At 71.4% G+C, this 26340-nt stretch carries 28 protein-coding genes; 15 read left to right on the top strand and 13 right to left on the bottom strand.

The window, feature by feature from the left end; genetic code table 11:
* Positions 1-2 precede the first annotated feature (2 nt).
* From QRN49_RS16290 to QRN49_RS16280, 3 genes are read right to left on the bottom strand one after another with little or no spacing between them, the layout of a single operon-like run.
* The gene (locus QRN49_RS16290) at positions 3-962 is read right to left on the bottom strand and encodes a hypothetical protein (RefSeq protein WP_284756684.1); all 960 of its coding nucleotides are present in this window, start codon (positions 960-962) and stop codon (positions 3-5) included.
* Positions 959-1921 carry an NAD-dependent epimerase/dehydratase family protein gene (locus QRN49_RS16285; RefSeq protein WP_284756683.1) on the bottom strand — a complete coding sequence of 321 codons (963 nt, stop codon included), beginning with the start codon at positions 1919-1921 and terminating at the stop codon, positions 959-961. The genes QRN49_RS16290 and QRN49_RS16285 overlap by 4 nt, the downstream gene beginning before the upstream one ends.
* On the bottom strand, positions 1918-2565 hold the full coding sequence (locus QRN49_RS16280; RefSeq protein ID WP_284756682.1) for a MerR family transcriptional regulator: 648 nt from the start codon (positions 2563-2565) through the stop codon (positions 1918-1920). Before QRN49_RS16280 ends, QRN49_RS16285 begins: the two co-directional genes overlap by 4 nt.
* A gap of 339 nt (positions 2566-2904) precedes the next feature.
* Between QRN49_RS16280 and QRN49_RS16275 the strand changes: the two genes are divergently transcribed.
* Genes QRN49_RS16275 through QRN49_RS16260 form a run of 4 tightly spaced genes read left to right on the top strand, consistent with a single transcriptional unit; the run spans position 2905 to position 5970 of the window.
* Positions 2905-3474: an alternate-type signal peptide domain-containing protein gene (locus tag QRN49_RS16275; RefSeq protein WP_111033128.1), complete on the top strand. Its 570-nt coding sequence runs from the start codon at positions 2905-2907 to the stop codon at positions 3472-3474.
* Positions 3475-3497: 23 nt separating this feature from the next.
* On the top strand, positions 3498-4049 hold the full coding sequence (locus tag QRN49_RS16270) for a hypothetical protein (protein WP_284756680.1): 552 nt from the start codon (positions 3498-3500) through the stop codon (positions 4047-4049).
* A complete protein-coding gene (locus QRN49_RS16265; RefSeq protein ID WP_284756679.1) occupies positions 4046-5314 on the top strand; it encodes an RICIN domain-containing protein in 1269 nt (422 codons plus the stop codon). Before QRN49_RS16270 ends, QRN49_RS16265 begins: the two co-directional genes overlap by 4 nt.
* Entirely contained in the window at positions 5311-5970 is a 660-nt protein-coding gene (locus QRN49_RS16260) for a signal peptidase I (RefSeq protein ID WP_284756678.1), read from the top strand. Before QRN49_RS16265 ends, QRN49_RS16260 begins: the two co-directional genes overlap by 4 nt.
* On the opposite strand, the gene QRN49_RS16255 is transcribed toward QRN49_RS16260, so the two are convergent.
* The gene (locus QRN49_RS16255) at positions 5876-7057 is read right to left on the bottom strand and encodes an epoxide hydrolase family protein (RefSeq protein WP_284756677.1); all 1182 of its coding nucleotides are present in this window, start codon (positions 7055-7057) and stop codon (positions 5876-5878) included. The two genes, QRN49_RS16260 and QRN49_RS16255, sit on opposite strands and share 95 nt — an antisense overlap.
* 93 nt (positions 7058-7150) lie before the next feature.
* On the opposite strand from QRN49_RS16255, the gene QRN49_RS16250 reads away from it, so the two are divergent.
* Positions 7151-7744, top strand: coding sequence for a MarR family winged helix-turn-helix transcriptional regulator (locus QRN49_RS16250; RefSeq protein WP_284756676.1), 594 nt, complete (start codon positions 7151-7153; stop codon positions 7742-7744).
* Positions 7741-8661 carry an NmrA family NAD(P)-binding protein gene (locus tag QRN49_RS16245; protein ID WP_284756675.1) on the top strand — a complete coding sequence of 307 codons (921 nt, stop codon included), beginning with the start codon at positions 7741-7743 and terminating at the stop codon, positions 8659-8661. The genes QRN49_RS16250 and QRN49_RS16245 overlap by 4 nt, the downstream gene beginning before the upstream one ends.
* Here the strand turns inward: QRN49_RS16245 and QRN49_RS16240 are convergent.
* The 3 genes from QRN49_RS16240 to QRN49_RS16230 form a co-directional block, all read right to left on the bottom strand.
* On the bottom strand, positions 8630-8947 hold the full coding sequence (locus tag QRN49_RS16240; RefSeq protein ID WP_284756674.1) for a hypothetical protein: 318 nt from the start codon (positions 8945-8947) through the stop codon (positions 8630-8632). The two genes, QRN49_RS16245 and QRN49_RS16240, sit on opposite strands and share 32 nt — an antisense overlap.
* On the bottom strand, positions 8944-9213 hold the full coding sequence (locus QRN49_RS16235; RefSeq protein WP_284756673.1) for a hypothetical protein: 270 nt from the start codon (positions 9211-9213) through the stop codon (positions 8944-8946). Before QRN49_RS16235 ends, QRN49_RS16240 begins: the two co-directional genes overlap by 4 nt.
* Before the next feature lie 180 nt (positions 9214-9393).
* Positions 9394-9750: a nuclear transport factor 2 family protein gene (locus tag QRN49_RS16230; protein WP_071252423.1), complete on the bottom strand. Its 357-nt coding sequence runs from the start codon at positions 9748-9750 to the stop codon at positions 9394-9396.
* A 168-nt stretch (positions 9751-9918) separates the two neighbouring features.
* Here QRN49_RS16230 and QRN49_RS16225 point away from each other — a divergent pair, with 168 nt between their 5' ends.
* The gene (locus QRN49_RS16225; protein WP_209130567.1) at positions 9919-11073 is read left to right on the top strand and encodes a low temperature requirement protein A; all 1155 of its coding nucleotides are present in this window, start codon (positions 9919-9921) and stop codon (positions 11071-11073) included.
* 169 nt (positions 11074-11242) lie between these two features.
* On the opposite strand, the gene QRN49_RS16220 is transcribed toward QRN49_RS16225, so the two are convergent.
* Both QRN49_RS16220 and QRN49_RS16215 read right to left on the bottom strand, forming a co-directional pair.
* The gene (locus tag QRN49_RS16220; protein WP_284756672.1) at positions 11243-13072 is read right to left on the bottom strand and encodes a BCCT family transporter; all 1830 of its coding nucleotides are present in this window, start codon (positions 13070-13072) and stop codon (positions 11243-11245) included.
* A gap of 54 nt (positions 13073-13126) precedes the next feature.
* Positions 13127-13411 (bottom strand): YrhK family protein, encoded by a 285-nt coding sequence (locus QRN49_RS16215; protein ID WP_282819514.1) that lies wholly within the window; start codon positions 13409-13411, stop codon positions 13127-13129.
* Between the two features lie 366 nt (positions 13412-13777).
* Between QRN49_RS16215 and QRN49_RS16210 the strand changes: the two genes are divergently transcribed.
* Genes QRN49_RS16210 through QRN49_RS16195 form a run of 4 tightly spaced genes read left to right on the top strand, consistent with a single transcriptional unit; the run spans position 13778 to position 19472 of the window.
* Positions 13778-15049, top strand: a complete 1272-nt coding sequence (locus tag QRN49_RS16210; protein ID WP_284756671.1) for an ABC transporter substrate-binding protein — start codon at positions 13778-13780, stop codon at positions 15047-15049.
* 25 nt (positions 15050-15074) lie between these two features.
* On the top strand, positions 15075-16046 hold the full coding sequence (locus tag QRN49_RS16205; RefSeq protein WP_111087471.1) for a carbohydrate ABC transporter permease: 972 nt from the start codon (positions 15075-15077) through the stop codon (positions 16044-16046).
* Entirely contained in the window at positions 16043-16951 is a 909-nt protein-coding gene (locus QRN49_RS16200; protein WP_284756670.1) for a carbohydrate ABC transporter permease, read from the top strand. Before QRN49_RS16205 ends, QRN49_RS16200 begins: the two co-directional genes overlap by 4 nt.
* 10 nt (positions 16952-16961) lie before the next feature.
* Complete coding sequence (locus tag QRN49_RS16195) at positions 16962-19472, top strand: glycoside hydrolase family 31 protein (protein ID WP_284756669.1); 2511 nt, start codon at positions 16962-16964, stop codon at positions 19470-19472.
* Between the two features lie 71 nt (positions 19473-19543).
* Here QRN49_RS16195 and QRN49_RS16190 read toward each other — a convergent pair whose 3' ends face one another.
* The 4 genes from QRN49_RS16190 to QRN49_RS16175 form a co-directional block, all read right to left on the bottom strand.
* On the bottom strand, positions 19544-20590 hold the full coding sequence (locus QRN49_RS16190) for a LacI family DNA-binding transcriptional regulator (RefSeq protein ID WP_284756668.1): 1047 nt from the start codon (positions 20588-20590) through the stop codon (positions 19544-19546).
* Between the two features lie 68 nt (positions 20591-20658).
* On the bottom strand, positions 20659-21366 hold the full coding sequence (locus QRN49_RS16185) for a GAF and ANTAR domain-containing protein (RefSeq protein ID WP_284756667.1): 708 nt from the start codon (positions 21364-21366) through the stop codon (positions 20659-20661).
* Between the two features lie 2 nt (positions 21367-21368).
* Positions 21369-22082: a GAF and ANTAR domain-containing protein gene (locus tag QRN49_RS16180; protein WP_284756666.1), complete on the bottom strand. Its 714-nt coding sequence runs from the start codon at positions 22080-22082 to the stop codon at positions 21369-21371.
* The gene (locus QRN49_RS16175; RefSeq protein WP_284756665.1) at positions 22075-22863 is read right to left on the bottom strand and encodes a helix-turn-helix domain-containing protein; all 789 of its coding nucleotides are present in this window, start codon (positions 22861-22863) and stop codon (positions 22075-22077) included. The genes QRN49_RS16180 and QRN49_RS16175 overlap by 8 nt, the downstream gene beginning before the upstream one ends.
* Positions 22864-23045: 182 nt before the next feature.
* Between QRN49_RS16175 and QRN49_RS16170 the strand changes: the two genes are divergently transcribed.
* The 4 genes from QRN49_RS16170 to QRN49_RS16155 all read left to right on the top strand — a co-directional run bounded on the left by QRN49_RS16170 (position 23046) and on the right by QRN49_RS16155 (position 25885).
* Positions 23046-23378: a hypothetical protein gene (locus tag QRN49_RS16170; RefSeq protein ID WP_209082355.1), complete on the top strand. Its 333-nt coding sequence runs from the start codon at positions 23046-23048 to the stop codon at positions 23376-23378.
* Positions 23372-24415 carry an AraC family transcriptional regulator gene (locus tag QRN49_RS16165; RefSeq protein WP_284756664.1) on the top strand — a complete coding sequence of 348 codons (1044 nt, stop codon included), beginning with the start codon at positions 23372-23374 and terminating at the stop codon, positions 24413-24415. The genes QRN49_RS16170 and QRN49_RS16165 overlap by 7 nt, the downstream gene beginning before the upstream one ends.
* A 134-nt stretch (positions 24416-24549) precedes the next feature.
* Positions 24550-25659 carry a fatty acid desaturase family protein gene (locus tag QRN49_RS16160; RefSeq protein WP_110864824.1) on the top strand — a complete coding sequence of 370 codons (1110 nt, stop codon included), beginning with the start codon at positions 24550-24552 and terminating at the stop codon, positions 25657-25659.
* A gap of 16 nt (positions 25660-25675) precedes the next feature.
* Positions 25676-25885, top strand: a complete 210-nt coding sequence (locus tag QRN49_RS16155; protein ID WP_071405807.1) for a cold-shock protein — start codon at positions 25676-25678, stop codon at positions 25883-25885.
* Positions 25886-26340: the final 455 nt, after the last annotated feature.

The following is a 26340-nucleotide window of genomic DNA, read 5'->3' as shown; positions in this document are numbered from 1 at the left end:
CGTCAGCGCGGTCGCGCCGCCGGAGCGGTGCGGGCACGGAGCAGGCGGGCACGGAGCAGCACGGCCGCGCTCGCAGTTGCGGCGAGCACGACGAGGGACCACGCCACCGCGCCCACCGCGCCGGCGGGGTGGACCACCGACTGTCCGACCGCGGCCTGCACGGTGAGGAGCACGGTGCCCGCCGCCCACGCGACCGCGACGACGACCACGATCCGAACCTGCGTGGTCGGGTGCGCCAGCCACGGCAGGCGCCGACCGGCGGCGGCGACCAGGAGCGCCACCAGCGGGAGCACCTGCAGGGCGTGCATGCCGACGAAGTGGGCGACCCGGTAGTCGCCGCCGACGGTGCTCCACCCGAGCAGCGGAACCCCGGGTCCGCCGTCCGCGATCCCCACCGTGTGGGCGCCGACGATGCCGTCCGGAGCGGTGAGCTGGGTGGGGGTCGGCCCGGTCATCAGGAAGGCGACCCCGATGCCGCCGAGTGCGATGACGGCACCGGCCCGGACGGCGATCGTCAGCGCCGGAGTCGGCAGACGCAGGAAGAACAGGGCGATCGAGGTGACGAAGGTGCAGAGGTAGAGCGTCGTGATCGCCACCGCCATCACCGCCCACACCACCACGTGCACGCTGTTCGACACGTTGAAGTGACTCGTCGTACCGGTCGCGGCGGCCCACACGATGAGCACCTGTTCCACCACCAGGGCCACGGCCACCACGGTGCCGAGTCGGCGAGCCAGCGTCCGCCACTTCGGCAGGTGGGCGATGAGCCACGCCCACGTGACGGCGTAGAGCAGGATCGACAGCGAGAACTTCAGCGGCTTCGCCCACGCCGGCACCCCGAGGATGGTCCGGGGATCCACGACGAGTCCGACGAGGCAGACCACGGTGGACGCGACCATCAGGCCGGCCACGGCCATGAGTGCCGGGTGCCACGCGACCGCTCGGCGGACGGCGGCGATCACCGGGTCACGCTCCGGGCGTGCAGCAGGGCGGCGGCCACCACGTCGGCGGTGGGGGTCGGGTGCACGCCGAAGGTCTGCTCGAACGCCGACGAGTCGAAGACGTAGGGGTCGGTGTACTGGTACCGCAGCTCGAGCGTCTCGCGGGCGGACGTGTTGAACAGCGCACCGAAGCGCAGCGTGGCCGACGACATCACGGCTGTGCGAGCGGCGGGTACCCCGGCGAGCTCGACGTACTGCCGCCCGGTCAGCGCCGGGGCGGTCGGCAGGTGCCAGGTCCGGCCTGTCGCACGGTCGTCGGTGCCGAGGACCACGAGCGCGTCGCCGATGTCGGTCGTGGCGGTGAGGGAGTGCGGCTGGTCGGCGTCGAGCAGCCAGGTCGGCCGCTTGCCGGCGGCGATCCGGTCGACGACGAACCCGTTGAACACGCTCGTCGTCGCCCCGGGGCCGGTGAAGTCGGCGCTCCGCCCGATGGTGACGGCCAGTCCGCGGTCGGCCGCGGTCCGCAGCTGTTCGAGGGCGGCTGCGCGCACCGCACCCTTCCGGCCGGAGGGGTTGATCGGGGTCGCCTCGGTCATCGGCCCGGACACGCGGCCGTAGGCGTAGACGTTGTCGAGGTACACCAGGTGGGTGCCCTCGGCCAGGGCTGCCTCGACGGTGTTGTCGACGATCCGCGGCCACTGGTCGGCCCAGACCCCCGACGAGTACGGCAGTCCGGCGACGAGGTACGCGACGTCGGCGCCGTGCAGTGCGCGGCGGACCGCGGTGGGGTCGAGCAGGTCGGCGATGACGTGGTCGGTGCGGGCGTTGGCGCTCTCGCTCTCGCTGTTGCCTGCCGTTGCTGGTGTCGACGGGCGCCGGCCGACGCACACGGCGGCGACGTCGTGCTCGCGGAGGGCTCGGAGCGTCTCGCGCCCGACGACACCGTTGCCGCCCAGGACGACGTGCAGCGGAGCGGTCATGCGCCGGCCTCGTCCGTCTCGGCAACGGGGAACAGGTCGTGGGTGGCGTCCTGCTGCGCCAGGCGCCGGAGTCCCGCGAAGAGCGGATCGCCGAGGACGGTGCCGATCACCATCAGCTCCGCCATCGCGGTCCGGCCGTCGCGGTGCTGCAGTGCTGCCACGTCGGCCCGTGCCGCGCTCGCCGCTGCCGACACGTAGGCATCGAGGTAGTCGTCCGGGGCGTCGAACCCGATGGTGCGCAGCCCGTCGAGCGCCCGGGCCGCGGTCTCGAGTCCCGGGTTGTCCGACGTCGCGCACCAGCCGGCGGCCGACACCTGTTCCTCGATCCGGGCACGGGCCTCCGGGGTCGCCTCGGACTCGGGGGAGCGCGGGGTGGTCATCGCGTACTGGGCGACGGCGAAGACCTCGGCCAGCGGTGCGGTCTCGGCATCGAGCACGGCCAGGACCTGCTTCGTCACGGCGACCGAGAGCCCGCCGGTCTCCAGGAGTGCCCGGACGAGCCGGACCCGTTCGACGTGCCGGTCGTCGTAGGCGGTCTGGTTCGGCGCCGACTTCTCGCCGGGAGGCAGCAGGCCTTCGCGTTGGTAGTACTTGACGGCGGTGACCGGCGTGGATGCCGCTCGGGCAAGTTCAGATATTCGCACTATCGGAGAGTAGCGGTATCTACTTGTGTCCACAAGGCTCTCGCCCTTGGGTGGGCAAGTGAGGGTGTGTCAACCTGCCAGTCCGCCTGTGTCTCCGCGCAGATCGGCACGTGGGTCATTGTCATGTCATACTCAGCGAAGCAGCACGACCGGCCGTCGGCGGGTCCCTGCTCGCAGGGCTTCGTCGCCTGCACTTGCCGCTCCCAGCAGGTCGAGCACCACGTTCTCCGGTCGATGCGCCGCGCCCTTCCCCGGGGCCTGGCTGCCGGCAGCTCATCGAGCTGTCCGCCCGCACGTGGTCGACGCAGATCCGACGTTCGACGTCGCAGAGAGCACACCATGAAGAAGATCATCACCGCCTCGATCATCGGCGCAGCGGGCGTCGCCCTCCTGCTCGGAGGCGCCGGCACCTTCGCGCTCTGGAACTCCAGCGCCGAGACCGCCGGGGGCACCATCGTCGCCGGCGCGCTCTCGATCAAGCCGACCACGCAGGCGGCGAGCTGGACCGTCAACGGCGGGTCGCCGCTCTCGACGCTGGACGGCTACCCGATCGTGCCGGGCGACGTCGTCACCTACTCGCAGGACATGGTCGTCACCGCGAACGGCAAGGGCCTGAAGGCCACCCTGGCCGTGGACCCGGCATCGGTCGAGGCCACCTCGACGTCGGCCCCGGCGGACGTCGCACTGGCGAAGTACCTGTCGGCGAACGCGGTGCTCACCGCGTCCGGTGACGGGGTCTCCGGTGCCGCTGCGCCGTACACGGTGACCGGGCAGACCGGCTCGCAGCAGGACGTCCGCGTCGGCGTGACCATCGCCTTCCCGAAGAGCACCACCCCCGGTGTCGAGGACGGCACGCAGAACGGGTCGGTCGACCTCGACGCCATCGCCGTGACCCTGACCCAGGCGTGAACCGCCGGCGCCGAGGGGGCGCGATGACCGGCTGGCCGACGGCGACGTTGCTCGCCGTCGCCGCGGTGGGGATCGTGGCGGTCGTCGCCATCTCCACCGACGGTGGCACGTTCGCCCTCCTCAGCGCCCGGTCCTCGACCGAGCCCGCGACGATCACCGCCGGGTCCGCGGACCTGTCGCTGAGCGGTCTCGCGCTGCCGTCCGCACCCCTCTACCCCGGTGCCACCGAGTTCGGCGTGGTCACCGCGACCAACACCGGTGACGTCCCCCTCGACCTCGGCGTCGCGATGGCGCGAGCCGGCACGACGACGTCGGCCTCCGGCGTCCGCAGTGACCTGCGGGTGACCGTCGGCGCTGCGACGTCGGCCGCCGTGTGCCGGGCCGGCAGCGTGCGCCCCACGTGGTCCGGCACGCTCGACTCGACCTCGCCGCGGTCCGCGGGCATCGCGCTGCTCCCGGGTGCCGCCGTCGTCCTCTGCCTCGCCGTCGCGATGCCGGCCGACGCGGCCGCATCGCAGCAGGGCCTCTCCACCGACTTCACCACGACCATCAGCGGGACGCAGGCAGGATCATGACCGACCGCACTCCACGTCGACGCGTGCTCCTGCTCGGAGTGACGGCCGCCGCGGTCGTCGTGCTCGAACTCGTGAGCGGCGGGACGGCGTGGGCGACGTGGACCGCCCCGGCGCAGTCCGTCCGGGCCGCCGCGACGACCGGCTCCGTCTCGGTCGGCATCCGCGGTGTCGAAGACCTCGCCACCACGTACTCCTCGGCCGCGCTGTCCCACACGGCGCTCGTCACGGTGTCGAACTCGGGGTCCGTCCCCGCCACCACCTCGCTCTCGCTCGCAGCGACCGCCGGGTCAGCGGTGTCGAACGCCGTCCGGGTCGACGTCTGGCAGTCCACGAACGCCAACCCCTGCTCCGGTGCTCCGTCGAGTGCCGCGGTCACCGGTTCGGGCACGACGATCGCCCCCGTGGTCGCCACCCTCGCCGCCGGCGCGAGCCGTTCGACCTGTGTGCGGACGTCGGTCAGCCAGGGCCAGCGATTCGACCTCTCCGGAGGCGCGACCACCCTCGACGCGACCGTCACCGCCCGCCAGGGGGCCTGGGTCGGCACCGCCCACGCCCGCGCCGCCCAGAGCGTCGCCGACACCGTCACCCCGTCGGTGCCGTCGAAGACCGCCGAGACCGACAGCAGCATCACCGTCACCTGGGCAGCGCCCGCGGACGCCAGCGGCATCGGGTCCTACGCCGTGTACCGCGACGGCGTCCTGGTCAGCGTGACGTCGCCGTCCGTCCGGTCCTTCACCGACACCGGTCTGCAGGTCTCGAAGTACTACGCGTACACGGTGCGAGCGGTCGCCAGCGGGACGGGCGGCCACGCGTCGCCGGCGTCCCAGGGCATCCAGCACGCCACCGGCTGGTACACGTCCACGAGCCGGTACGTCCTGCGGAACGACGCCACCGGCACGTGCGTCGCGAGTGGTGGGTCGGCCTCCGGCTCGCCGATCACCACGACGTCCTGCACGACCAGCGCGGCGCAGACCTGGCGATTCACGCCCGAGGACGACTGGCTCCGGATCACGTCTCCGTCGAACCCGTCGCTGTACTGGGACGCCCCGAGTGACCGCTCCGCCCTGCTCCGTCCCGACAACGACATCAGTGCCCAGAAGTGGACGGCCGAAGCGGTCGGCGCGGGCAGTGGGCTCTTCCGGTTCCGCAACCGGAACGACCTCTGCCTGACGGCGTCGAACGGGTCCGCCACCACCAACCCGATGACGGTCGCCGACTGCAGCACGTCCGGACTCCAGCTGTTCTCCCTCCGGGCCACGTCGTGACGACCGCAGTGCCGCAGGCGAAGCCGGAGCGGGAGCCGCAGCCGCAGGGTGCCCGCTGGTCGAGCGCCCTCCGGCTGCTGGGGCAGACGGCCGCGGTCCTGCTCCTGATCGCCGTGGTCGGGCTCGCGGCGCTGGCGATCCTCGTGCCGCGGATCACCGGCTCGGTGCCGCTCACCGTGCTGACGAGCTCGATGGAACCGGGGATGCCACCGGGCACCCTGGCGGTCGTCCGCCCGGTGGACCCCTCGGACATCGGTGTCGGCGACATCGTCACCTACCAGATCCGGGTCGATCGGCCCGGCGTGATCTCGCACCGCGTGGTCGCCGTCGCGATCGGCGCCGACGGTCGCCGCCTGTTCACGTTCAAGGGCGACAACAACTCCGCCGTCGATCCCGAAAGGGTCGTCGCCGCGCAGGTCATGGGCCGGGTCTGGTACTCGATCCCCGGCCTGGGGTTCGTGAACACCGCCGTCGCGGGCGACACGCGGGCCTGGCTCGTGCCGACGCTGGGCGGCGTGATGATCGGCTACGCCCTGCTGCTGGTGATCCGCTCGGTCGCCGTCACCGGAGCCCGCGGAACGTCGCACGGACGTCGTCGACGAGCAGTTCCGGCTGTTCGAGCATCGCGAAGTGCCCGCCGCGCGCGACCTCGTTGAAGAACACCAGGTCGGTGTACCGGCACGCTGCCCAGCGGCGCGACCGGCGGACGTACTCGCCGGGCATGATGCTCAGGCCGACGGGCAGGGTCAGCGGCTCCTCGACGGTGCCCGGGGTGGCCCAGCCGGTCCGCGTCGCCTCCCAGTAGATGCGCGCCGCGGACGCGGCGGTGTTCGGCAGCCAGTACAGCATGACGTCGTCGATGATCTCGTCGAGCGGGAAGAGCCGTTCGGCGTCGCCGTGTTCGTCGTGGGAGCCGCCGACGTCCTGGAACATCGCGTAGATCCACGACGCCAGCCCGACGGGGGAGTCCGCCAACGAGTAGCCGATGGTCTGCGGGCGGGTCGACATCTGCTGCGAGTAGGCCGACAGCTCCTGCCAGTAGTGGCTGCTCTCCTGCAGCATGACCTGCTCGTCGGGGGAGGCGTTCCGGGCTTCGTCGTCGGTCGGCATGAACAGCGCCATGTTGAGGTGGATCCCGGCGAGCCCGATGCCCCCGGCGGCCTCCAGGGCTGCGAGCTCCGCGGTGACGGTGGCGCCGAGGTCACCGCCCTGGGCGAACCAGTCCGTGTACCCGAGCCGTGACATCAGTACCGACCAGGCCCTCGCGGTCCGGGCGGTGTTCCACCCGGTCGTCGTCGGCTTCCCGGAGAAGCCGAACCCGGGCAGGCTCGGGATCACGACGTTGAAGGCGTCCGCCGCGTCGCCGCCGTGCGCCACCGGGTCGGTGAGCGGACCGATCGCGTGGCGGAACTCCAGGACGGAACCGGGCCAGCCGTGGGTGAGCAGGAGCGGGCGGGCACCGGGGACGGCGGACCGGACGTGCAGGAAGTGGACCTCGAGCCCGTCGATGTGGGTCGTGTACTGGCCCCAGCCGTTCAGCAGTGCCTCGGTCCGGCGCCAGTCGTACTCCGTCGTCCAGCGTTCGACGAGGGCGCGGACCTTCTCGAGTCGGGGTCCCTGCGAGGTGTCCTCGACGGTCTCGGCATCGGGCCAGCGGGTGGTCAGGAGACGGCGGCGCAGGTCGTCGAGTTCCGCCTGGGGGACGTCGAGGGTGAACGGGGTGATGGCTGCGGTGTCCGACATGGGGTCCTCGGGTGCTCGGCGTCGTGACGGCTGTCCGTCTTGATCGCAGATGATCTTTGCACAAGACGATCTTGTTCCGGTACGGTCTCCGGTATGGACAGTCCGACGCCGACCGACGCACTCCCCGAGATCGACTGGGGTGCCGAGGGCATCGAATCCGAACTCGGGTGGGCGCTGCCGCTGGCGCTCCAGGGCTTCACACGGCTGGGCAGTGAGGCGGTCGCCGACGTGCCGGGTGGTCCCCGTGGCTACCAGGTGCTCGTCGCGACCACCACCGAGGAGCCGTCGTCGCAACTCGGGCTCGCGCAGCGCCTCGGTATCGACAAGACCCAGATGACCTACATCGTCGACGCGCTCGAGGCGGGCGGGTTCGTCGAACGCCGCCCCGCCCCGACGGACCGGCGGGTGCGGCAGGTCCACCCCACCGACGCCGGACGTGCCCTGCTCGCCCGGACGCGGTCCGCCCTGCGCGGCGCCGAGGGCGTGCTCATGCGGCACCTCGACGACGACGAGCAGACGACACTGCGCCGGCTGCTGGCCCGCGTCGCGCTCACCGCCGGGCTCGGCACCGCCGGACCGGACCAGGCGGACCCCACGTTCCAACACCCCCTCGCCGTCCCGGAGCGATCCCGACGGCGCACCGCGACGACCACGTCGACCGCCACTGCAGTGAGGCCCCGCCCATGACCACCACCATCCTCGTCGCCGGTGCCACCGGCGACCTCGGGCACCGCATCGTCCGCGAGCTCACCCAGCACGACGTGCGAGTACGGGTCCTCACCCGGCCCGGCAGCACGACCGCCGGAGAGCGCTTCGGCGATGACCCCCGTGTCGACGTCGTCGCCGCCGAGTACGGCGACCACGACGCCCTGACCCGGGCCGTGAGCGGGGCCGACGTCGTGGTCTCCGCCGTGAGCGGGACCCGCCCGGTGATCGTCGACGCCCAGCGCGCGCTGCTCGCGGCGACCGTGGCGGCGGGCGTCCGGCGGTTCATCCCGTCCGACTACTCGGCCGACTACCGGCGGATCGCACCCGGCACCAACCGCAACTTCGAGCTGCGGCGCGAGTTCGCCGCCGACCTCGATGCGGCCCCGGTGCAGGCGACCTCGATCCTGAGCGGCATGTTCACCGACCTGCTGACCGGCGAGGCCCCGATGATCCTGTCCGGCCGTCGGCTCGTCCTGTTCTGGTCCTCGGCGGACCAGGTGCTCGACTTCACGACGAAGGACGACGTCGCCAGGGTCACGGCTCTCGCCGCACTGGACGACGACGCTCCCAGGGTGATCGAGATGGCGGGCGATCAGGTCACCGCACGCGACGTCGCACGCACCATGAGCGAGCTGACGGGGGAGCGCTTCCGGCTGCAGTGGGCCGGCACCACCGGCACCCTGTCCGCGATGAGCGCCGTCGGCAGGCGCCTGTCGAAGGACCCCGACGAGACGTTCCCGGCGTGGCAGGGGATGCAGTACTTCGTGAGCATGTTCAGCGGGCAGGCGCAGTTGCACCACGTCGACAACGACCGCTACGGCGTGCAGTCGTGGACGAGCGTCCGTGACGTGCTCCGCGCACACCTCAGTGGACAGGGCCGCCCGGCGACGGACTGACGGGCGCGGTGTGCGGTCGTCGGCGGCGGAGCAGGAACGCGAGCCCGACGACGACGACCGGCACCAGCGCGAGCGCGCCGAGCCAGACGAGGACGTCCCACTCCGGGGAGAGCGGCACGCCGAGCGCGCTCGACGAGGTCCGCCAGACCTGGTCGCCGGGCCCCTCGTGCTCGTCCATCCCCGTGACCGGGAACAGCAGTGCCGTCACGACCGCCCAGCCCACCAGCACCACGATGGCGATCAGGGTCCACTGCCGCGGACTCTCTGCAGGACCCGTGCGCGTCATCGGACGGCCCCGTCCGACCGGACCGCCCGGACGATCTGCCACACGCAGACCGCGAGCACGACGACGCCGGTGACAGCCGCGACCCACGTGCCGGCGACTCCGACCACCGGCGTGGTCGTGCAGGGGCTCGTGCCCGCTCCGGGGACGGCGTCGAGACAGGTGGTCGTCTGGACCACCAGCAACATCGACACCGTCACGGTGATGACCACCGCGACCGTGGCCCACCCCACCACTCGTTCCACCGTGCGCTCCGTCCTGCCTGCCATCGGTGGCTCAACCATGCCGTACGACGGGCCGGACCGGTGTCTCGATCCGGCAACAAAGCGGCCGTCCCGACAGGCGGACGGAAGGCCCGGTGCCGGCTGGCACCGGGCCTCCCGTCCGTCAGTCGGTCGCGGTGTCCGCATCGCTCACCCCCAAGGATCGCCACCGCCTGCGGGCGGTGGTCAAGCGGTCAGCAGCGTGTAGACCTTCGCGATGACGTCGCCCTCGATGAAGCAGATGTCCATGCCGGACACGACGGGCGGTGCTCCCTCGGGGCCGAAGTGCCAGGCGAGGTACCCCATCCCGTGGTTCTCGTAGACCGGGCCGGCGGGCGAGAACACGAACCCGGGCGCCTCGTCGAGCAGGCGCTGCGCCTTGGCGTGCAGGGCGTCGTGGCCGGTGACGACCTCGTCGGGGTCCAGGAACTCGACGTCCGGGGCGTACGTCCGCTCGATCGCGGCGCGGCGACGCTCCGGGTCCCGCTCCCCGAACACTTCGAACAGGTTGGCGTGCATGAGCGATTCGAGCGGTTGCGACATCGTGTCTCCGTCGGTGGTCGGCTGTTCGGTCAAGTGTGTGGCAAACACCGGTTCGCTGCGACGGATCGTCGGCGGGACCCGGCCGGACCCGACCCGTGCCGACGGGCTTCGACCGACCCGCGACACGCGCGTTGGCACGTCGTCGGGCCGGGCCCTACCGTTGGCCCCATGCCGACCATCGGACTGCGCCGGATGGTGCCGCGTGACCCCGACCAGCGACACCGCGCCGCGAGCCCGCTGGAGCTCCTGTTCGACCTGGTGTTCGTCGTCGCGGTGGGCTTCGCTGCGACGAACCTGCACGAGATCGAGCTCGAGGGACACGTCACCTCCGCCGTCCTGGCCTACGGGCTGGTGTTCTTCTCGATCTGGTGGGCGTGGATGAACTTCACCTGGTTCGCCACGTCGTTCGACACCGATGACTGGCTCTACCGGGTGATGACCTTCGTGCAGATGGCCGGGGTGCTCGTCCTCGCCGCCGGGGTGCACGCGGCCATGGTCGAGAACGACTTCACGATCGGCGTCATCGGCTACGTCGTCATGCGGCTGGCCCTGGTCGCGCAGTGGATCCGCGCCGCCGCGTCCTCCACCCGCTACCGCCGGACCGCCGTCCTGCATGCGGTCGGCATCACGGTCGTGCAGGTGCTCTGGGTCGTCTCCCTGGCCCTGCCCGACGACGTCTGGTCGTACGCGGCACCGTTCCTCGTGCTCGCCGAGCTGTCCGTGCCGATCTGGGCGCAGACCTCGACGGGGACGGCCCCGTGGCACACCCGGCACCTGGCCGAGCGGTTCTCCCTGTTCACCCTCATCGTCCTGGGCGAGGGGCTGGTGGCCTCGGCCGGCGCGGTGATCGACGCCCTCGCGCACACCGAGCACCTCGGAGCGCTGCTGGCGCTCGCCGGGTGCGGGCTGGTGATCACCGTCGGGATGTGGTGGATCTACTTCTCCCGCGAGCAGCACGCGCACATCCGCTCGCTGCCCACCGCGCTCGTCTTCGGCTACGGCCACTACTTCGTCTTCGCCGCCGCCGGTGCCCTGCCCGCCGGCATCGAGGTCGCGGTCAGCGCCGACGCCGGACACGTCGCGCTGTCGTCCGCCTCGGTCGCCGCGACCGTCGCGGTGCCGGTCGCGGTGTTCGTGCTGTCGATCTGGGCGCTCGCGATCCGGCCGTCGTTGTCGGCACGGGCCAACGCCGTCGTGGTGGCCCTGGTGCTCGTGGTCCTCGCGTCGATCGCGGTGCCGGCGGTGTCGCTGCCGGTCACGGCGCTCGCCGTGGTGGCGGTCGTCGTGACCCTCGAGGTCGCGTCCGCACGGACCGACACCTGACGGACGACGGACGGGAGGCACGGTGCCAGCTGGCACCGTGCCTCCCGTCCGTCAGGTGGTCGCGTCGACCGCCCGTGCGCGGTTCCGTCTCTGGTGCGAGGGCGCGTTGGTCGAACCGACTACGGAACCTCGCACCACACGGCGCGCGTGGCCCGTGGCGCGCGGCCCGTCAGCGCTCGGGCTGCTCCGTCGCGGGCCCGTCGGCCGACGCCGGACGTGCGTCGAGGCTCGGGTCGACCGCCGGGTCGGCCGAGATCGACTCGGGCCGCACCGGGAAGTCCTCGAGCGCTCCCGCGCCCACCGTCGGGGCCGCGGTTCCGCGGCCGCCGCGGACGCGGTTCTTCACCGCGGCCCACGGACGGCCGAGGCCGGACCGTGCCGGACGTTCGGTCGGTGCCTCGACCTCGAGGCCGTAGTAGGCGCCGACGTGCTCGAGCAACACCTCGCGCTCGGCCTTGTCGTAGGCACGGCGCTCACGGGTGAAGGCGATGATCGTCGACCAACAGGTGAGCAGCAGGACGATGCTGAACGGCAACGCGGTCGTGATGGCCGCTGTCTTCAGCGCGTTCAGTCCACCGCTGAGCAGCAGGGCGACGGCGAGCAGTGCAGCGACACCGGCGAAGAAGACCCGCAGCCAGTTCTTCGGCTCGATGTCACCGCCCGACGCGATCATCGCCATCACGAGCGACCCGGAGTCCGACGAGGTCACGAAGAACACGCCGATGAGCAGGATCGCGCCGTAGGTCAGGACCATGCCGGCGGGCAGGTCGCCGAGGACCGCGAACAGCGAGCCCTCGATGTCGACCGACCCGTCCGCGCCGATCAGGCCACCTGAGCCGTCGGTCTGGCGGTGGATCGCGGTGCCACCGAGGACGGCGAACCACAGGAACGTGAGCGCGGTCGGCACCAGGAGGACGCCGAACACGAACTGGCGGACCGTGCGGCCCTTGGAGATGCGGGCGATGAAGACACCGACGAACGGCGCCCACGACATCCACCAGCCCCAGTAGAAGGTGGTCCAGGCACCCTGCCAGGCCTCGCCCTCGGCGCCCTGCTGTGCGGTGACGTTGAACGACAGGCCGACGATGTTCTGCAGGTAGGAGCCGATCGACTGCACGAAGTCACGCAGCAGGAACTGCGTCGGGCCGACGATGAGCACGAACAGCAGCAGTGCGGCGGCGAGCAGCAGGTTGAAGTTCGACAGGATCTTCATGCCCTTGGTCACACCGGTGACGAGCGAGACGATCGTGACGGCGGTGATCACCGCGATGATCGCGATCTGGCTGACGATGCTGCTGTCGGCGATGCCGGCGCTCTCGAGTCCGGCACCGATCTGGATGACCCCGAGGCCGAGCGAGGTCGCGACACCGAACAGCGTGCCGACCAGGGCGATCACGTCGATCAGGTTGCCCCAGCCGCCGCGCACGCGGTTGCCGAGCAGCGGTTCGAGGGCCCAGCGGATCGACACCGGGCGACCCCGGCGGTGGATCGCGTACGCCAGGGCCAGGCCGAGGACGACGTAGATCGCCCATGCGTGCAGGCCCCAGTGCAGGAACGTCTGGGTCAGTGCCTGCTGCGCGAGCTCCTTCTCGGTGCCGGTGACGCCGGGGCGCGGGGAGGCGAAGTGGCTGAGGGGCTCGGAGACGCCGTAGAACACGAGGCCGATGCCCATGCCGGCGGCGAAGAGCAGTGCGAACCAGGAACCGGTCGAGAACTCGGGCTCGTCCTGGTCCTTGCCGAGCTTGATGTCACCGAAGCGGCTGAAGCCGACGAACAGCGAGAAGCCGACGAAGAACGCGGCGATCAGCACGTAGTACCAGCTGAAGTTCTTGACGATCCCGTCCTGCAGACCGAGGAACAGCGCCTCGGCGGTCGAGGGGGAGATCAGGGTGAACGCCACGAACCCCAGCACGATGACGGCGGCGGGCCAGAACACCCACCGCCGCAACTGCGGTGTCGCGGTCACGGGTCCGGGCAGGGGAGGAGTGGTGCTTGCCATGCAGTCCATGGTGCCTGCTCGCGTTCCTGTGTGTTCGCCCAGGCGTGTCGTGGTTCAGAAATCGCGCGCGGAATCCGTGGGGTTCCCCCGGCCGACCCGCCCCAGGTGCAGTCTCCGTGACAGCCGGATGACGGGACGGATGAGCAGCTGGATGCTCCCGATCAGGAACAGCCAGGTGCCGGCCGTCGTGGTGCTCTCGGAGAAGAAGAGGACGCTGCCGACGATGAACCAGAGCGCCACCATCACGTCGTTGATGATGCTGATGGTCTCGTAGACCCCGCGGATGCGGAGCTCCTCGTGCCCCACCCGGAGTGCGATGTCCCGTTCGTCCTCAGCCATCAGACGATCCTGCCAGCTCCGTGCCGTGTCCGTCCCGGTGGGCGGCGGCGCGCGGCCGTGCTCGCGTCATGCGTGCGGCACGCCCCGTGCGAGGTTCCGCATTCCGTGCGGCGCTCCGGCCCTCGCACGGAGTGCGCAACCTCGCACCAAGTGGCGGCGCGCGGCGGTGGACGCGCTGCACGGCGGACGGGAGGCGCGGGGCGGGCTGGCACCGTGCCTCCCGTCCGTGGGGCCACCGACCACTGCCACATGCGATTACAACGTTGACGTACGCTTTACAGCGCTGTAAACAGGAGCCTGCGCGACGATGCGCAACGAGGGAGAGACCCGATGGTGGGAAGCAGGACCGCAACACTCCAGGCGGCGGTGAGTCGGCGGGGGTTCCTCGCGGGCGCGGCCGGTGGCATCGCACTCGGCACGATGGCGCTCGCCGGGTGCGCGACCCCGGGGCGTGCCGCCGGTGGTGCCACGACGCTCCGCTTCTACGAACAGAAGCAGGAGGTCATCGGGTACTTCGACAAGCTGCTGCGGAAGTTCGAGGGGGAGCACGCCGGCTTGTCGGTCGTGCACGACAGCACGGCGGCCATCGCCCCGCAGTTCGTCCGCGGTGAACCGGCGGACGTCGGGTGCTTCAACGACAACCTCGAGCTCGCCCGGTACATCTCACGCGGCGTGCTCAGCGACCTCAGCGACCTGCCGTCGGCAGCGCGGGTCCGACCGGACATCGACACCCTGACGAACCAGTACGCGAAGTTCGAGGACCGCACGAGCGTGCTGCCGTACTCGCTCGCCGCAGCCGGGGTGATCTACAACAAGCGGATCTTCGCCGAGCACGACCTGCCGGTCCCGACGACGTGGGACGAGTTCGTCGAGGTCTGTCGGACACTGCAGAAGGCCGGCATCACGCCGATCTACGCCACCGACCGCGACACGTGGACGCTCTGGCAAGGCCTGTTCGACTACTCGGTGGGCAGCCTCGTCGACACCGGCTCGTTCTTCCGCAAGATGAAGGCCCTCGGCGCCGACGTCGGCCCCGACTCCGAGGTGTCGTTCGAGAAGGACTTCGCGGTGCCGATGGAGCGCGCGAAGACCATCTCGTCGTTCTTCAACCGCGACCACGCCACCCGGGCCTACGCCGACGGCAACCTGGCGTTCGGCAAGGGCGAGGCCGCGATGTACCTGCAGGGCCCGTGGGCGCTCGGGCAGATCGCGCTGATCGACGACAAGCTGCCCGTCGGCACCTTCGCCCTTCCGGTGTCGAACGACCCGGCCGACCGCAAGGCCCGGGTCAACATCGACCTCGGGCTCTGGATCCCCACGGCGTCCGAGCACCCGGAGCAGGCGAAGGAGCTCGTCGAGTTCCTCATGCAGCCCGACGTCATCGACGCCTACAACCGCGACAACCTGGCGTACTCGCCCCGCATCGACGCACCCCCGCAGCAGGACGAGCGCCTCGCCGGCCTGCAGCAGTACGTCGACGACGCCGCGTTCTACCAGGGTGCCGGCACCTTCATCCCCACGTCGATCCCGCTCGGCAACTACCTGCAGTCGGCGATCCGGAGCGGGGACTTCACCTCGATGCTGCAGCGGCTCGACTCGGACTGGCGGCGGCTCGCCGGCCGTTCCGCGACGGTCTGAGCCGGACCAGGACACAGGAGTCACCATGACCATGCAGACCCCGCTCTCCCGCGACACCGACCCGGAGACCTCCGGGCCGGCGACCGACGCAGCCCGCACACACCGGCGTGTGGGTTCCCGCGGTGTCGGTTCACTCAGCCGCACCGAGGGCATGTACTACCTGTTCCTCGTGCCGGCACTCGTGCTGTTCACGGCGTTCGTCGTCGCCCCCGCCTGCGTCGGCGTCTTCTACAGCTTCACGGACTACCTCGGGTTCGGGCAGTGGGACTTCATCGGCGTCGAGAACTACAAGGCGCTCGTCTCCGACCCGGCGATCCTGGCGTCGTACGGCTTCACGCTCGGCTTCGCGGCCGTCACCGTCGTCGTGACGCAGGTCGTCGCGCTGTCCCTGGCGATCGCCCTGGCGAAGAAGATCCGGTTCGCCGCCGGGTTGCGGTCGGTGTTCGTCATCCCGATGGTGATCTCGGGGATCATCGTCGCCTACGTGTTCAACTTCCTGTTCTCGAACACTGTGCCGGCCCTGGCCACGAGCGTCGGGTTCGGCCCGCTCGAGCAGAGCATCCTCGGCGACCCGAACCTCGCCTGGCTCGCGATCGTGATCGTGTCCGCCTGGCAGACCGTGCCGGGTGCGCTCCTCATCTACACGGCGGGCCTGACGTCCATCCCCGAGGAGCTGTACGAGGCCAGTGCGCTCGACGGCGCGACCGGCTGGAAGCAGCTCCGCTCGATCACGCTCCCGCTGCTCGGCGGCTTCATCGTCATCAACACCGTGCTCGGTGTGAAGGGCTACCTCGGCGCCTACGACGTGATCGTCGGTCTGACGAACGGCGGCCCCGGCAGCGCGACGAGCAGCGTCGCGATGACCATCTTCGGCGGCTTCACCGGCGGCGACTACGCCTACCAGATGGCGAACGCGACCGTGTTCTTCATCATCACCGTCCTCATCTCCGTGCTGCAGCTCGCGGCGACCCGCGGAAGGAACCTGCGACTCGCATGACCGCCACCGACACACGACCCCCGACCGACACCCGCGCCGTGACCACCGGCGGCGGACGTTCCGCCCGCGGCCCCCGCCGACGGCTGGGCGGCACGAACTGGACGCTGACCGTGGTCCTCGGCCTCGCGTCGCTGACCGTGCTCATCCCGCTGTACGTGACGCTCTCGATGGCGTTCAAGACGACCGAGCAGTCCGTCGACGGCAACGCGCTCTCGCTGCCGTTCCCGTTCAACCCGGGCTCGTTCGCCGAGGCCTGGCAGCTGACCCGGTTCCCGGTGTCCTTCTCGGTGTCCCTGGGCGTCGCGGCGCTCACCGTCGTCGCGACGCTGCTGCTCAGCTCGTTCGCCTCGTACGCGATCGTCCGGAACTGGCACAAGCGGTTCTTCCGGTACTCGTTCGTCTACCTGCTCGCGGCGATGTTCCTGCCGTTCCCGGTGGTGGCGCTGCCGCAGATCAAGCTGACCGCCGAGATCGGCCTCGACAACCCGATCGGCGTCGGGATCCTGCACGCCATGTTCCAACTGTCGTTCAGCGTGCTGCTCTACTCGGCGTACCTGCGGTCGATCCCGGTCGAACTCGAGGAGAGCGCCCGCATCGACGGGGCGTCCACGTGGCAGATCTTCTGGCGGATCATCCTGCCGCTCCTCGGCCCGATGAACGCGACGGTCGGCATCTTCGCGTTCCTGGCATCGTGGAACGACTTCATGATGCCGTCGCTCATCACGGCGGATCCGGGGTTGCAGACCCTGCCCGTGGTGCAGAACATCTTCCAGAGTCAGTTCGGCACCAACTACAACGTCGCCTTCGCCTCGTACCTGATGGCGATGGCGCCCACGATCATCGTCTACCTGTTCGCGCAGCGCTGGGTCATCAGCGGCGTGACGCAGGGTGCGGTCAAGAGCTGAGAGGCACCACGTGAGCAGCAGCACCACCGGCAGCAGCACGACCGGCACCACCGGCACCGCCGGCGCCGTCCTGCCCACCATCCGTCCGTTCCCGGGGTCGGACCCGGTCGCCGACCCCGCGGCCGTCGTCAGCGGCGACCACTGGCGCATCACCGTGCTCGACGCCGGGGCGTTCCGCATCGAGTGGAGCGACGACGGCGGGTTCGAGGACCGCGCGTCGACCTTCGCGATGCGCCGCCGCCTGCCCGTGCCGGCGTTCACCGTGGAGCGGACGGCCAGCGCCGACGGCCCCGGCACCGGCACCACCGCCGGCGTCGTCGTCACCACCGACCGCGCCCGCCTGCGCTACGACGGCCGTCCTTTCAGCCCGAGCGGCCTGGTGGTCGAGACCACCGGCCCCGACGCCAACCGCTGGCGCTGGGGGCAGGAGCCGCGCGACCTCGGCGGCACCGGCCGCACCCTCGACGATGTCGACGGCCGGATGCCGCTCGAACCGGGGATCCTGGCCCGCGACGGCATCACCGCGCTCGACGACAGCGAGTCGTTCCTGTTCGCCGACGACGGTTGGATCGGCACGCGGGTCCCCGGGCGCCGCGACGTCATGGTCTTCGCGTACGGCCGCGACTACGACGCTGCACTCCGGACGTACCACGCCGTCTCCGGGCCGCCGTCGCGGATGCCTCGGTGGGCACTCGGCAACTGGTGGAGCCGGTACCACCCGTACAGCGACACCTCGTACCTCGAGCTGCTGGACCGCTTCGCCGACGAACACCTGCCGTTCTCGGTCGCCGTCATCGACATGGACTGGCACCGGGTGGACTCGGTCCCGCCGCGCTTCGGCAACGGCTGGACGGGCTACTCGTGGGAGCCGTCGCTGTTCCCGGACCCCGAGGCGTTCCTCGCCGAACTCCACCGCCGGGGGATGCGCACGACGCTGAACCTGCACCCGGCCGACGGCGTGCGGGCGTTCGAGGACGCCTACCCCGCGGTGGCCCGGGCGATGGGCGTCGATCCGGAGACCGAGCAGCCGATCCCGTTCGACCCGACGGACCGGCGGTTCCTGCAGGCCTACTTCGAGCAGCTGCACCGCCCGCTCGAGGAGCAGGGCGTCGACTTCTGGTGGATCGACTGGCAGCAGGGTCGTGAGACCGGGCTGCCCGGGGTCGACCCGCTGTGGCTGCTCAACCACTTCCACCTGCTCGACTCGGCGCGACACGCGGCGTCCGGCGACGCAACCGCCGACACGACCGCGGACACAGACACCGACGCAACCGCAGTCCCGGCGCCCGTCGACGGCATGACCTTCTCGCGCTACGCCGGCCCCGGCAGCCACCGGTACGCCGTCGGGTTCTCCGGTGATGCCGTCGTGTCGTGGGCGTCCCTGGCGTTCCAGCCCGAGTTCACCGCCACTGCGGCGAACATCGGCTACCCCTGGTGGAGCCACGACATCGGTGGCCACACCCGTGGCGTCCGTGACGACGAGCTCGCCACCCGCTGGGTGCAGTTCGGGGTGTTCTCGCCGATCATGCGCCTGCACTCCGCGAACAACCCCTTCATCCGCAAGGAGCCGTGGGCGTTCCCGGCCGAGGCACGCGCCGCGATGGGCGAGGCACTCCGCTTCCGTCACCGCCTGGTGCCGTACCTGCACACGATGAACCACGGCACCGCCGAGGGCACCGCGTTGGTCCGGCCGCTCTACCACCTGGAGCCGCGCCGCGACGAGGCGTACCGGGTGCCGAACACCTACGCGTTCGGCTCGGAGCTGCTCGTCGCCCCGATCGTCGCGCCGCGCAACCCGGTCAGCCGGCACGGGGTCGCCCGGGCGTGGCTGCCGCCGGGCACCTGGACCGACGTCTTCACCGGCACGGTGTACGCGGGCGACCGCTTCGTCGACCTGCACCGCACGCTCGACACGGTGCCGGTCCTGCTGCGCGCCGGTGGGATCCTGCCGCTCGCGGCGGCCGACCAGCTCGACGCCACCGTCAACCCGACGGTGTTCGAGGTCCTCGTCGCGCCGGGTGCGGCGGGTGACTTCACCCTGGTCGAGGACTACGAGGGCGAGGGCAGCCGCACCGCCCGGACCCGCCTGACCTGGGACCCAGAGCACGCCGAGTTCCGGGTGCACGCCACCACCGGGGCCCTCGACGTCGTCCCCGCCCACCGCGACTGGCGGGTCACGTTCCTCGCCGCGCCGGCCGACGGGCAACCGACGTCGGCACGCTCGGCCGACCGGTTCTCGGTCGACCTGTCCGTCGACTCGGCGTCGGGCGGATCGGTCACGCTGGTCGGCGCTCCGGTCGTCGGCGTCGACGCGCGGGAGGCCGTGCGGCGGGTCCTCGAGGGCGCGCAAACCGGCAACCCGGAGAAGCTCGAGGCGTGGGAGGTCGTGGCGAAGGACCTGCCGCGTGCGGACCGCATCGTCGAGCTCGGCACCGTCGGCCTGCCCGACGCCCTGCGGGACGTCGTCGTCGAGCTGCTCGGCAGCGTGCACCCGGGGGAGTCGGCTCCCGCAGGTCGCTGACGGCACGCGACGGGGGAAGAGGCGGACTGGAGGCTCGTGGCCGGGCGCGCGCCGTGCCTCCCGTCCGCCCTTCACGCGCCCTGGTGCGCCTCCCGGTCGGACGTGCCGTCCGCGTACGGCGCGCTCTCGCCGACGAGCAGGCGGTGGCCGACCGTGACCAGCCGGCCGGGCACGTCGGAGCCGTCCATCCGCTCGACCAGCAGGTCGAGCGCGGTGTCGGCGAGGGCGACCGTGTCGGGCGCGACGGAGGTCAGGCTCGGCACCAGGCTCGACCCGAGGCCGACCGCGTCCCACCCGACGACGGCGACGTCGCCGGGGGCGTCCAGGCCGCGCAGGCGCATCGCCCGGAGCGCCCCGAGCGCGGCCAGGTCGTCGCGGCAGAGCAGCCCGTCGACGCGGAGTCCGGCGTCGAGCGCGGCGCCGAAGGCGACCTCGGCACCGGCGGCGTCGCCGACCTCGCGGGGGACCAGCAGCGCGTCGTCGAGCGGCAGGCCCGCGGCGACGAGTCCGGCACGGTAGCCGTCCAGACGCAGTCTGGACGTGCGCGACGACGGGCCGGTCTCGTGCCCGAAGAACCCGATGCGGCGGCAGCCGAGCGCCACGAGGTGCGAGACGGCCTCGGTGGCGGCCCCGGCGTTGTCGATCACGACCTGGTCGGCGTGCGGGGGCCGGACGTCCTCGCCGAGGAACACCACGGCGGTGTCGCCGCGGATCCGGTCGATCGCCTCGGGCGTGAGCACCTGCGGGTGGATCACGACCCCGTCGACCACACCGGCCTCGCGTCCCCGCACCGCCGAGCGTTCACCGTCGGGGTCGCCGCCGGTCTCCTCGAGCAGGAGCTGGTAGCCGCGGTCGGCGCACACCCGCGAGAACACGTGGGCCAGTTCGGCGAAGTACGGACGCCGCAGGTCGGGGAACGCGAAGGCGAGCATGTTCGAGCGTCCGGTCGCCAGGGACCGGCCCGAGACGTTCGGGCGGTAGCCGAGCTCGTCGATCGCGGCCTGCACCCGGCTGCGCATCGGGTCGCTGACGTGCTGGTAGCCGCGGACGACGTTGGACACGGTCTTCATCGAGACGCCGGCGTGCGCGGCGACGTCCTGCAGCGTGACCTTGCCCATCCGCTCACCGTAGCGGGCGGGACTCGCCGGACGCGTCGGACCGGCCGGGCCGTGCTCGCTCGTGGTCGTCAGGGGACGAGTCGGCGCTGCACGATCGCGCGGGCGACCTCGGAGAGCGGCTCGTGGTGCTCGAGCGCGTACCCGCGGATCACCGCGAAGGCGTCCTCGATCGAGACGCCGCGCAGGTACGACACGACGCCCTTGGCCTGCTCGATGACCTCGCGCGACCCGATGGTCCGCTGCAGTTGCGCGCGGACGACGTCGTGCTCGCGCAGCGACCGTTCGTGCAGGATGCCGATCGTGGCCACGTCCGCCAGGGCCCGGGCGACGCGCAGGTCCGACTCCGCGAGGGCACCGACGCCGGCCCCGAACAGGTTGAGCGTGCCGATGACGTTGCTCCCCAGCCGGAGCGGGACGGCGTGCACGGAGCGGAACCCGAGCGCGAGCGCACCCGTGCGGAACATCGCCCACTCCGCCGGCGCGACCTCGATGTCCGGGCACGTCACGACCCGTCCGGTCGCGAACGAGGTCATGCAGGGGCCGGCCTCGGCGTCGAGCTGCAGGACCTCGACGAGCCGGGTCGCCTCGGAGGTGGAGGCCACGACCTCGAGCTCCTGGTCGTCGTTCGCCAGCAGGATGCCCGCGGCGTCGATGCCGAGCACGTCGGCGCACGTCTCGACCAGGGTCTGCAGCAGTTCCACGACGTCGTAGGCGTCCACCAGGGTGTCGGCGAGCGACGTGAACGTCTCCAGGATCCGGGCTTCTCTGCCTGCCATCGTCACTGGACCTCCTCGATCAGGTCGCCTCGCTTCTCGAACCGGACCGTGCCGTCGAGGATCTCCTCCGCCACCCGCCGCATCGTCGTCCGGCGGGCGAAGGCGTGGCCCTGCAGCAGCAGGTAGGCGTCCTCGGGGCTGATGTCGAGCTGCGCGAGCACGACCCCGGTGGCCTGGTGCACCACGCGCCGCGACGACGGGCTGCGGTCGAGCAGGGCGTCGTCCTCGTCCGCGATGGAGCGCAGCGCCCGGCGCAGGACCCGGCGGCTGACGGCCGAGGCGAGGGCCATGGCCTGCCGCACGGTGTCGTCCTCGATCGTCGCGGGCTCCGGCACGTACACGTCGATCGCGCCGAGCGGGAACGGCCCGAACGCGACCGGGAACGCGAAGACCGCGCCGACGGGTTCGCTCCGGACGGCTTCGTTGAACGCGGGCCACGCGGCGTTCGGACGCTGCACGAGATCCGTCTCCAGCACCGGGGCATCGGTCGCGAGCGCGGCCCAGCAGGGTCCTTCGGACAGGTCGAACTGGATCTCGTCGACCCGGGTGGCGACCTCGTCCGTCGCGGACACGGTCTCGCTCGGGCACAGTTCGCCGAACGTCGAGATCGAGACGCCGCCCATCGGCAGCGCGAGCGCGAACGGCCGACTGAGTTCGTCGTCGGCGATCTCCGCCGACCGGAGCGCACGGAGTGCACGCTCGAATGCGTCATCCATGGGCGCCTTCCCTGCCGTCTCTCGATCCTACGCGCTGGGCGGTGTCGGACGATCCGGACGGCGCAGGCGTGTTCGGCGGCGGGCCGGCGCGCCAGGCCGGGAGCTCTGCGGGCGGGTAGGACCCCTGCTCGTCCTGCACCCGGAGCATCGCGTCGAGGGCGACGAGGTTCACGCCCGGGGTCTCCCGCACCGCCGTCCGCACGGCGTTGCCGAGCAGGAACGCCATCAGGTCCTCGCTGCCGCCGTCCGGCCGGTAGTCCCGCCACGGACCGGCCCCCGCTCGCTGCAGCGCACCGGCGAGCACCGCCTTCGTGTCGTCGATGTCGACCTCGCAGTCGAGCACCAGGCGGAACCGCCGCTGGTTCCGGTCCGACAGGCTCGGTGCACCGTCCTCGTCGTCCTCGGGCACGAAGGACCGCACCGCCGCCGACGGCGCGATGCCGTACGCCGCGCGGAACGCCGCAGCCATGCGGCCCGCGTTGCTGAACTGCCAGCGCTCGGCGATCTCCGCGATGGTCCGCCGGTCCGTCGCGCCGGAGGCTGCCTGCAGGTCGCGTCGGACCCCCTCCAGGCGCACGGCGCGCAGGAAGGCTCCCGGGGACTGCCCCACCTCCGCCTGGAACCGCTTTTGCAGGCTCCGCGGCGACAGCTGCACGGCCGCAGCGACATCGGCGACGGTGACGTGGGTCGCAGCCTGCTCGTGGACGAACCGCATCGCATCCCGGACCGCGCGCGAGAGTCGGGACGGGCCGTCCTGGGTCGCGCTGCTCCCGTCGCTCATGTGCCGACCGTACGGGACCCGCCGATGGCGCGCTCCCAGGGCTCCGATCGAGGCCACGAATGGTCCACCTTGCGCGGTACGAAGTCAACCCCTGACATGACCGGAATCGTCCTGCCGATACTGAAAGTGTCTCGCGCACTGCGGTGGAGCAGTGCGCCACATCGAACCGACAGGGAGGCGCGATGGGACACCGCCAGGGATCCACGGCCGTGATGACCGAGGCCGCCGTCTGGCAGCAGATCGTCCACACCGACCGGATCCGTGCGCTCGCCGCAACGGACCCGACCGACATCCGGGTGCAGCCGGTCGACGCCGGGTGCTGGCGCGTCGTCGACGCGGCGGCCGCCTGGGGCGACCCCGACATGCTCCTCGGCTTCATCGAGCGCACGGTGGACGGTTTCGACTGCACGCTCATGGCGACGCTGCACGAGCACGACCGGCGCGCGAGCCTGCAGGACGCCCGCGCCTGGTTCGAACACCGCTGCGGACAGCCCGTCGACGAGGCACCGTGCTGACCGCGGTCCACGGGACCGACGCCGCCCGGACCGTCACCGCGCGGATCGACGACCGGCGCCGGCGCACCGAACGATCCGGGACCGACCGCACCTTCGCCGCACGCGTGCTCGCCCAGGCCGGGCACGGTCGTGACGTGCGCTTCGACGTCGAGGACGACGCCTTCCGGCTGCCGTTCCGGTTCCGCTACCGGACCCGCCGCGACGGTTGCGTGAGTCTCGTCACAGCGTCGGCGACCTCCGGCTTCTCCGGGGTCTTCGAGCCCCTCGACCGCATCGTCGTCGGGTGGTCGAGCACCGGCGGTGTCCGCATCGCCGTCGAGGACGGCGTCGTCCTCGAGACCCGACCCGGCACGCCCGTCCTGATGCCGACGTCGGGGGAGTTCTCCGTGCACGCCCCGAAGGGCACGCTGCAGCTCGTGAGCATCGACCGGACGCTCCTCGACCAGGTGTGTTCGTCGCTGGGAGCAGCAGCGCCCGACCTGCCGACCCAGGGCGCCGAGCCCGCCGTCGCGGCCCTCGAACACCTGCGCCGGTGCGTCGAGCAGGTGGCGGTCACGGCGACGCGCGACGGGTTCACCTCGGGCACTCGGAGCGCCGCCCAGCTCGCGCTGGTCGAGGCCGTGCTCGGAGCCTTCGGGGTGCGGACACCCGCGGTCCTCCGCCGTGCGGTGACGCCGTCGACGGTCGAGCTCGCCGAGGCCTACCTCGACGGACACTGCGATCAGGTGCTCTGCCTCGCCGACATCTGCGACGCCGTGGGCGTGAGTCCGCGGACCCTGCAGACGGCGTTCATGCGGGAGCACGGGGTCTCGCCGATGACGTTCCTGCTGCGGATGCGGCTCGATCGGGTGCGCGCGGCACTGGAGTCCAGCAGTCGGCACGAGACGAGTGTGAGCGAGGCCGCGATGGCCTGGGGGTTCCGGCACCTGGGGCGGTTCTCGGGCACGTACTTCCGCCGGTTCGGGGAGTACCCGGGGCAGACGTTGCGTGCATCGTCCGGCCGGTGCGCAGACGGTCCGGAGCGCCACGCGGGCTGAGTTCGTGCAGTGCGCAACGTGTTCCGGACACCACGGTGAACACGCAAGTTGGGCCCCTAGGGTCGCCGCAAGCGCAATCGCGTGAACTCCCTCGAACCGGTTGAAGGACCGATCCGTACCGGAAGGCGGTCCACATGACCACCACTCCGCTCGCTCCGGGTTACACCCGCACTCGTCCCGCTACGGGGGCCCGCAAGGGCACCTCGACCTACTCCGCGCTCCTGGCGCAGGTGAAGGAGAACGGCCTCCTGCGCCGTCGTACCGGTTTCTACTGGGCACTGTTCGGCGCACTCGTCGGCAGCCTCGCCCTCACCTGGGTCGCGTTCGCGTTCCTGGGCGACTCGTGGTTCCAGCTCATCGTGGCCGGCGCGCTGGGCGTGCTGTTCACGCAGTTCGCGTTCCTGTCGCACGAGGCCGCGCACCGTCAGGTGTTCGAGTCCCAGAAGTGGAACGACCGCGCGGGCCGCTGGCTCGGCACGTTCCTCGTGGGCCTCAGCTACTCGTGGTGGATGAACAAGCACACCCGCCACCACGGCAACCCGAACACCGTCGGCAAGGACCCCGACATCGCCCCCGACGGCATCCGGTTCCTGCCGGAGGACGCCGCCGCCGTCAAGGGTGGCGCGATGAAGACCTTCATGCGCTTCCAGGGGTGGCTGTTCTTCCCCCTCCTCACGCTCGAGGGTCTGAACCTGCACCGCTACGCCGTGATGTCCATCGTCACCGGCAACGGCACCAAGGCCGACAAGAAGCACCGCCTCATCGAAGGCGCCCTGCTCGTTGCCCGTTTCGCGATCTACCTGACGGTGGTGTTCTGGTTCCTGCCGTTCGGGATGGCGTGTGCGTTCCTCGGGGTGCAGCTGGCCGTGTTCGGCGTGATGATGGGCGCTTCGTTCGCCCCGAACCACAAGGGCATGCCGACCATCGCCCACGACGCGAAGGTCGACTTCTTCTCCCGCCAGGTGCGCACCTCGCGCAACATCCGTGGCGGCTGGTGGGTCTCGTTCCTGATGGGCGGCCTGAACTACCAGGTCGAGCACCACCTGTTCCCGTCGATGCCGCGTCCGGCGCTGAAGCAGGCCCGCCTGCTCGTCCGCGACCACTGCGACACCCTCGACGTGCCCTACACCGAGACCACGCTGCTGCGCTCGTACGGGATCGTCGTCCGGTACCTCAACCGCGTCGGCCTCGCCGCCCGCGACCCCTTCGCGTGCCCCATGGTCGCGCAGCTGCGCATCCACTGACGCCGTGCTGACCGCCATGCCCACGGGCACCGTCAAGTGGTTCGACCACAGCAAGGGGTTCGGCTTCATCCACCCCGACGACGGGTCCCAGGACCTGTTCGCCCACTTTTCCAGCATCGTCGCGGCGACCGGCTCCCGGCCGCTCGCCCAGGACGACCACGTGCAGTACGAGATCGGACCCGGCAAGAAGGGCCCGCAGGCGGACAACATCTCGATCATCCGCTGATCGGCACAACCACGAGCAACGCCCCGACCGGTCCGGTCGGGGCGTTGCTCGTTGTGCGCGTCGCCGTCGCTGGCCGAGCCTCGCTCCGCCGGACGAACCGCGCGTCCCGGCACCCGCAACCTGTCCGCGGAACCGAGTCTCGGCAGGAGCCGCCGGCCCGGCGCACCCACATGACGGACGGGAGGCCCGGTGCCAGCTGGCACCGACCCTCCCGGCACGGCCGTCGTGTCGCTGGCGCGTCACGCCGGAACCGGTGGAAGGGGCCCCCTCCCGTCCGCCTGCGCGCGGCCCACGGCTGCGGGCTGGGCTGTGTTTCGCGCTGAGCGACAGTCCACGCGGACGTGAGCGCGTGAGGTGTCGCCCAGCCCGTGACGACGGCGGCCGCCGGCCCGGCGCGCGACGAGACGGACGGGAGGCCCGGTGCCAGCTGGCACCGTCCCTCCCGGCACGGCCGT

Source organism: Curtobacterium sp. ME-Dv--P-122a, assembly GCF_030209645.1.
Classification (GTDB): domain Bacteria; phylum Actinomycetota; class Actinomycetes; order Actinomycetales; family Microbacteriaceae; genus Curtobacterium; species Curtobacterium flaccumfaciens.
The sequence above is the reverse complement of the archived record's forward strand: the minus strand, read 5'-3'. Positions and strand labels throughout refer to the sequence as shown.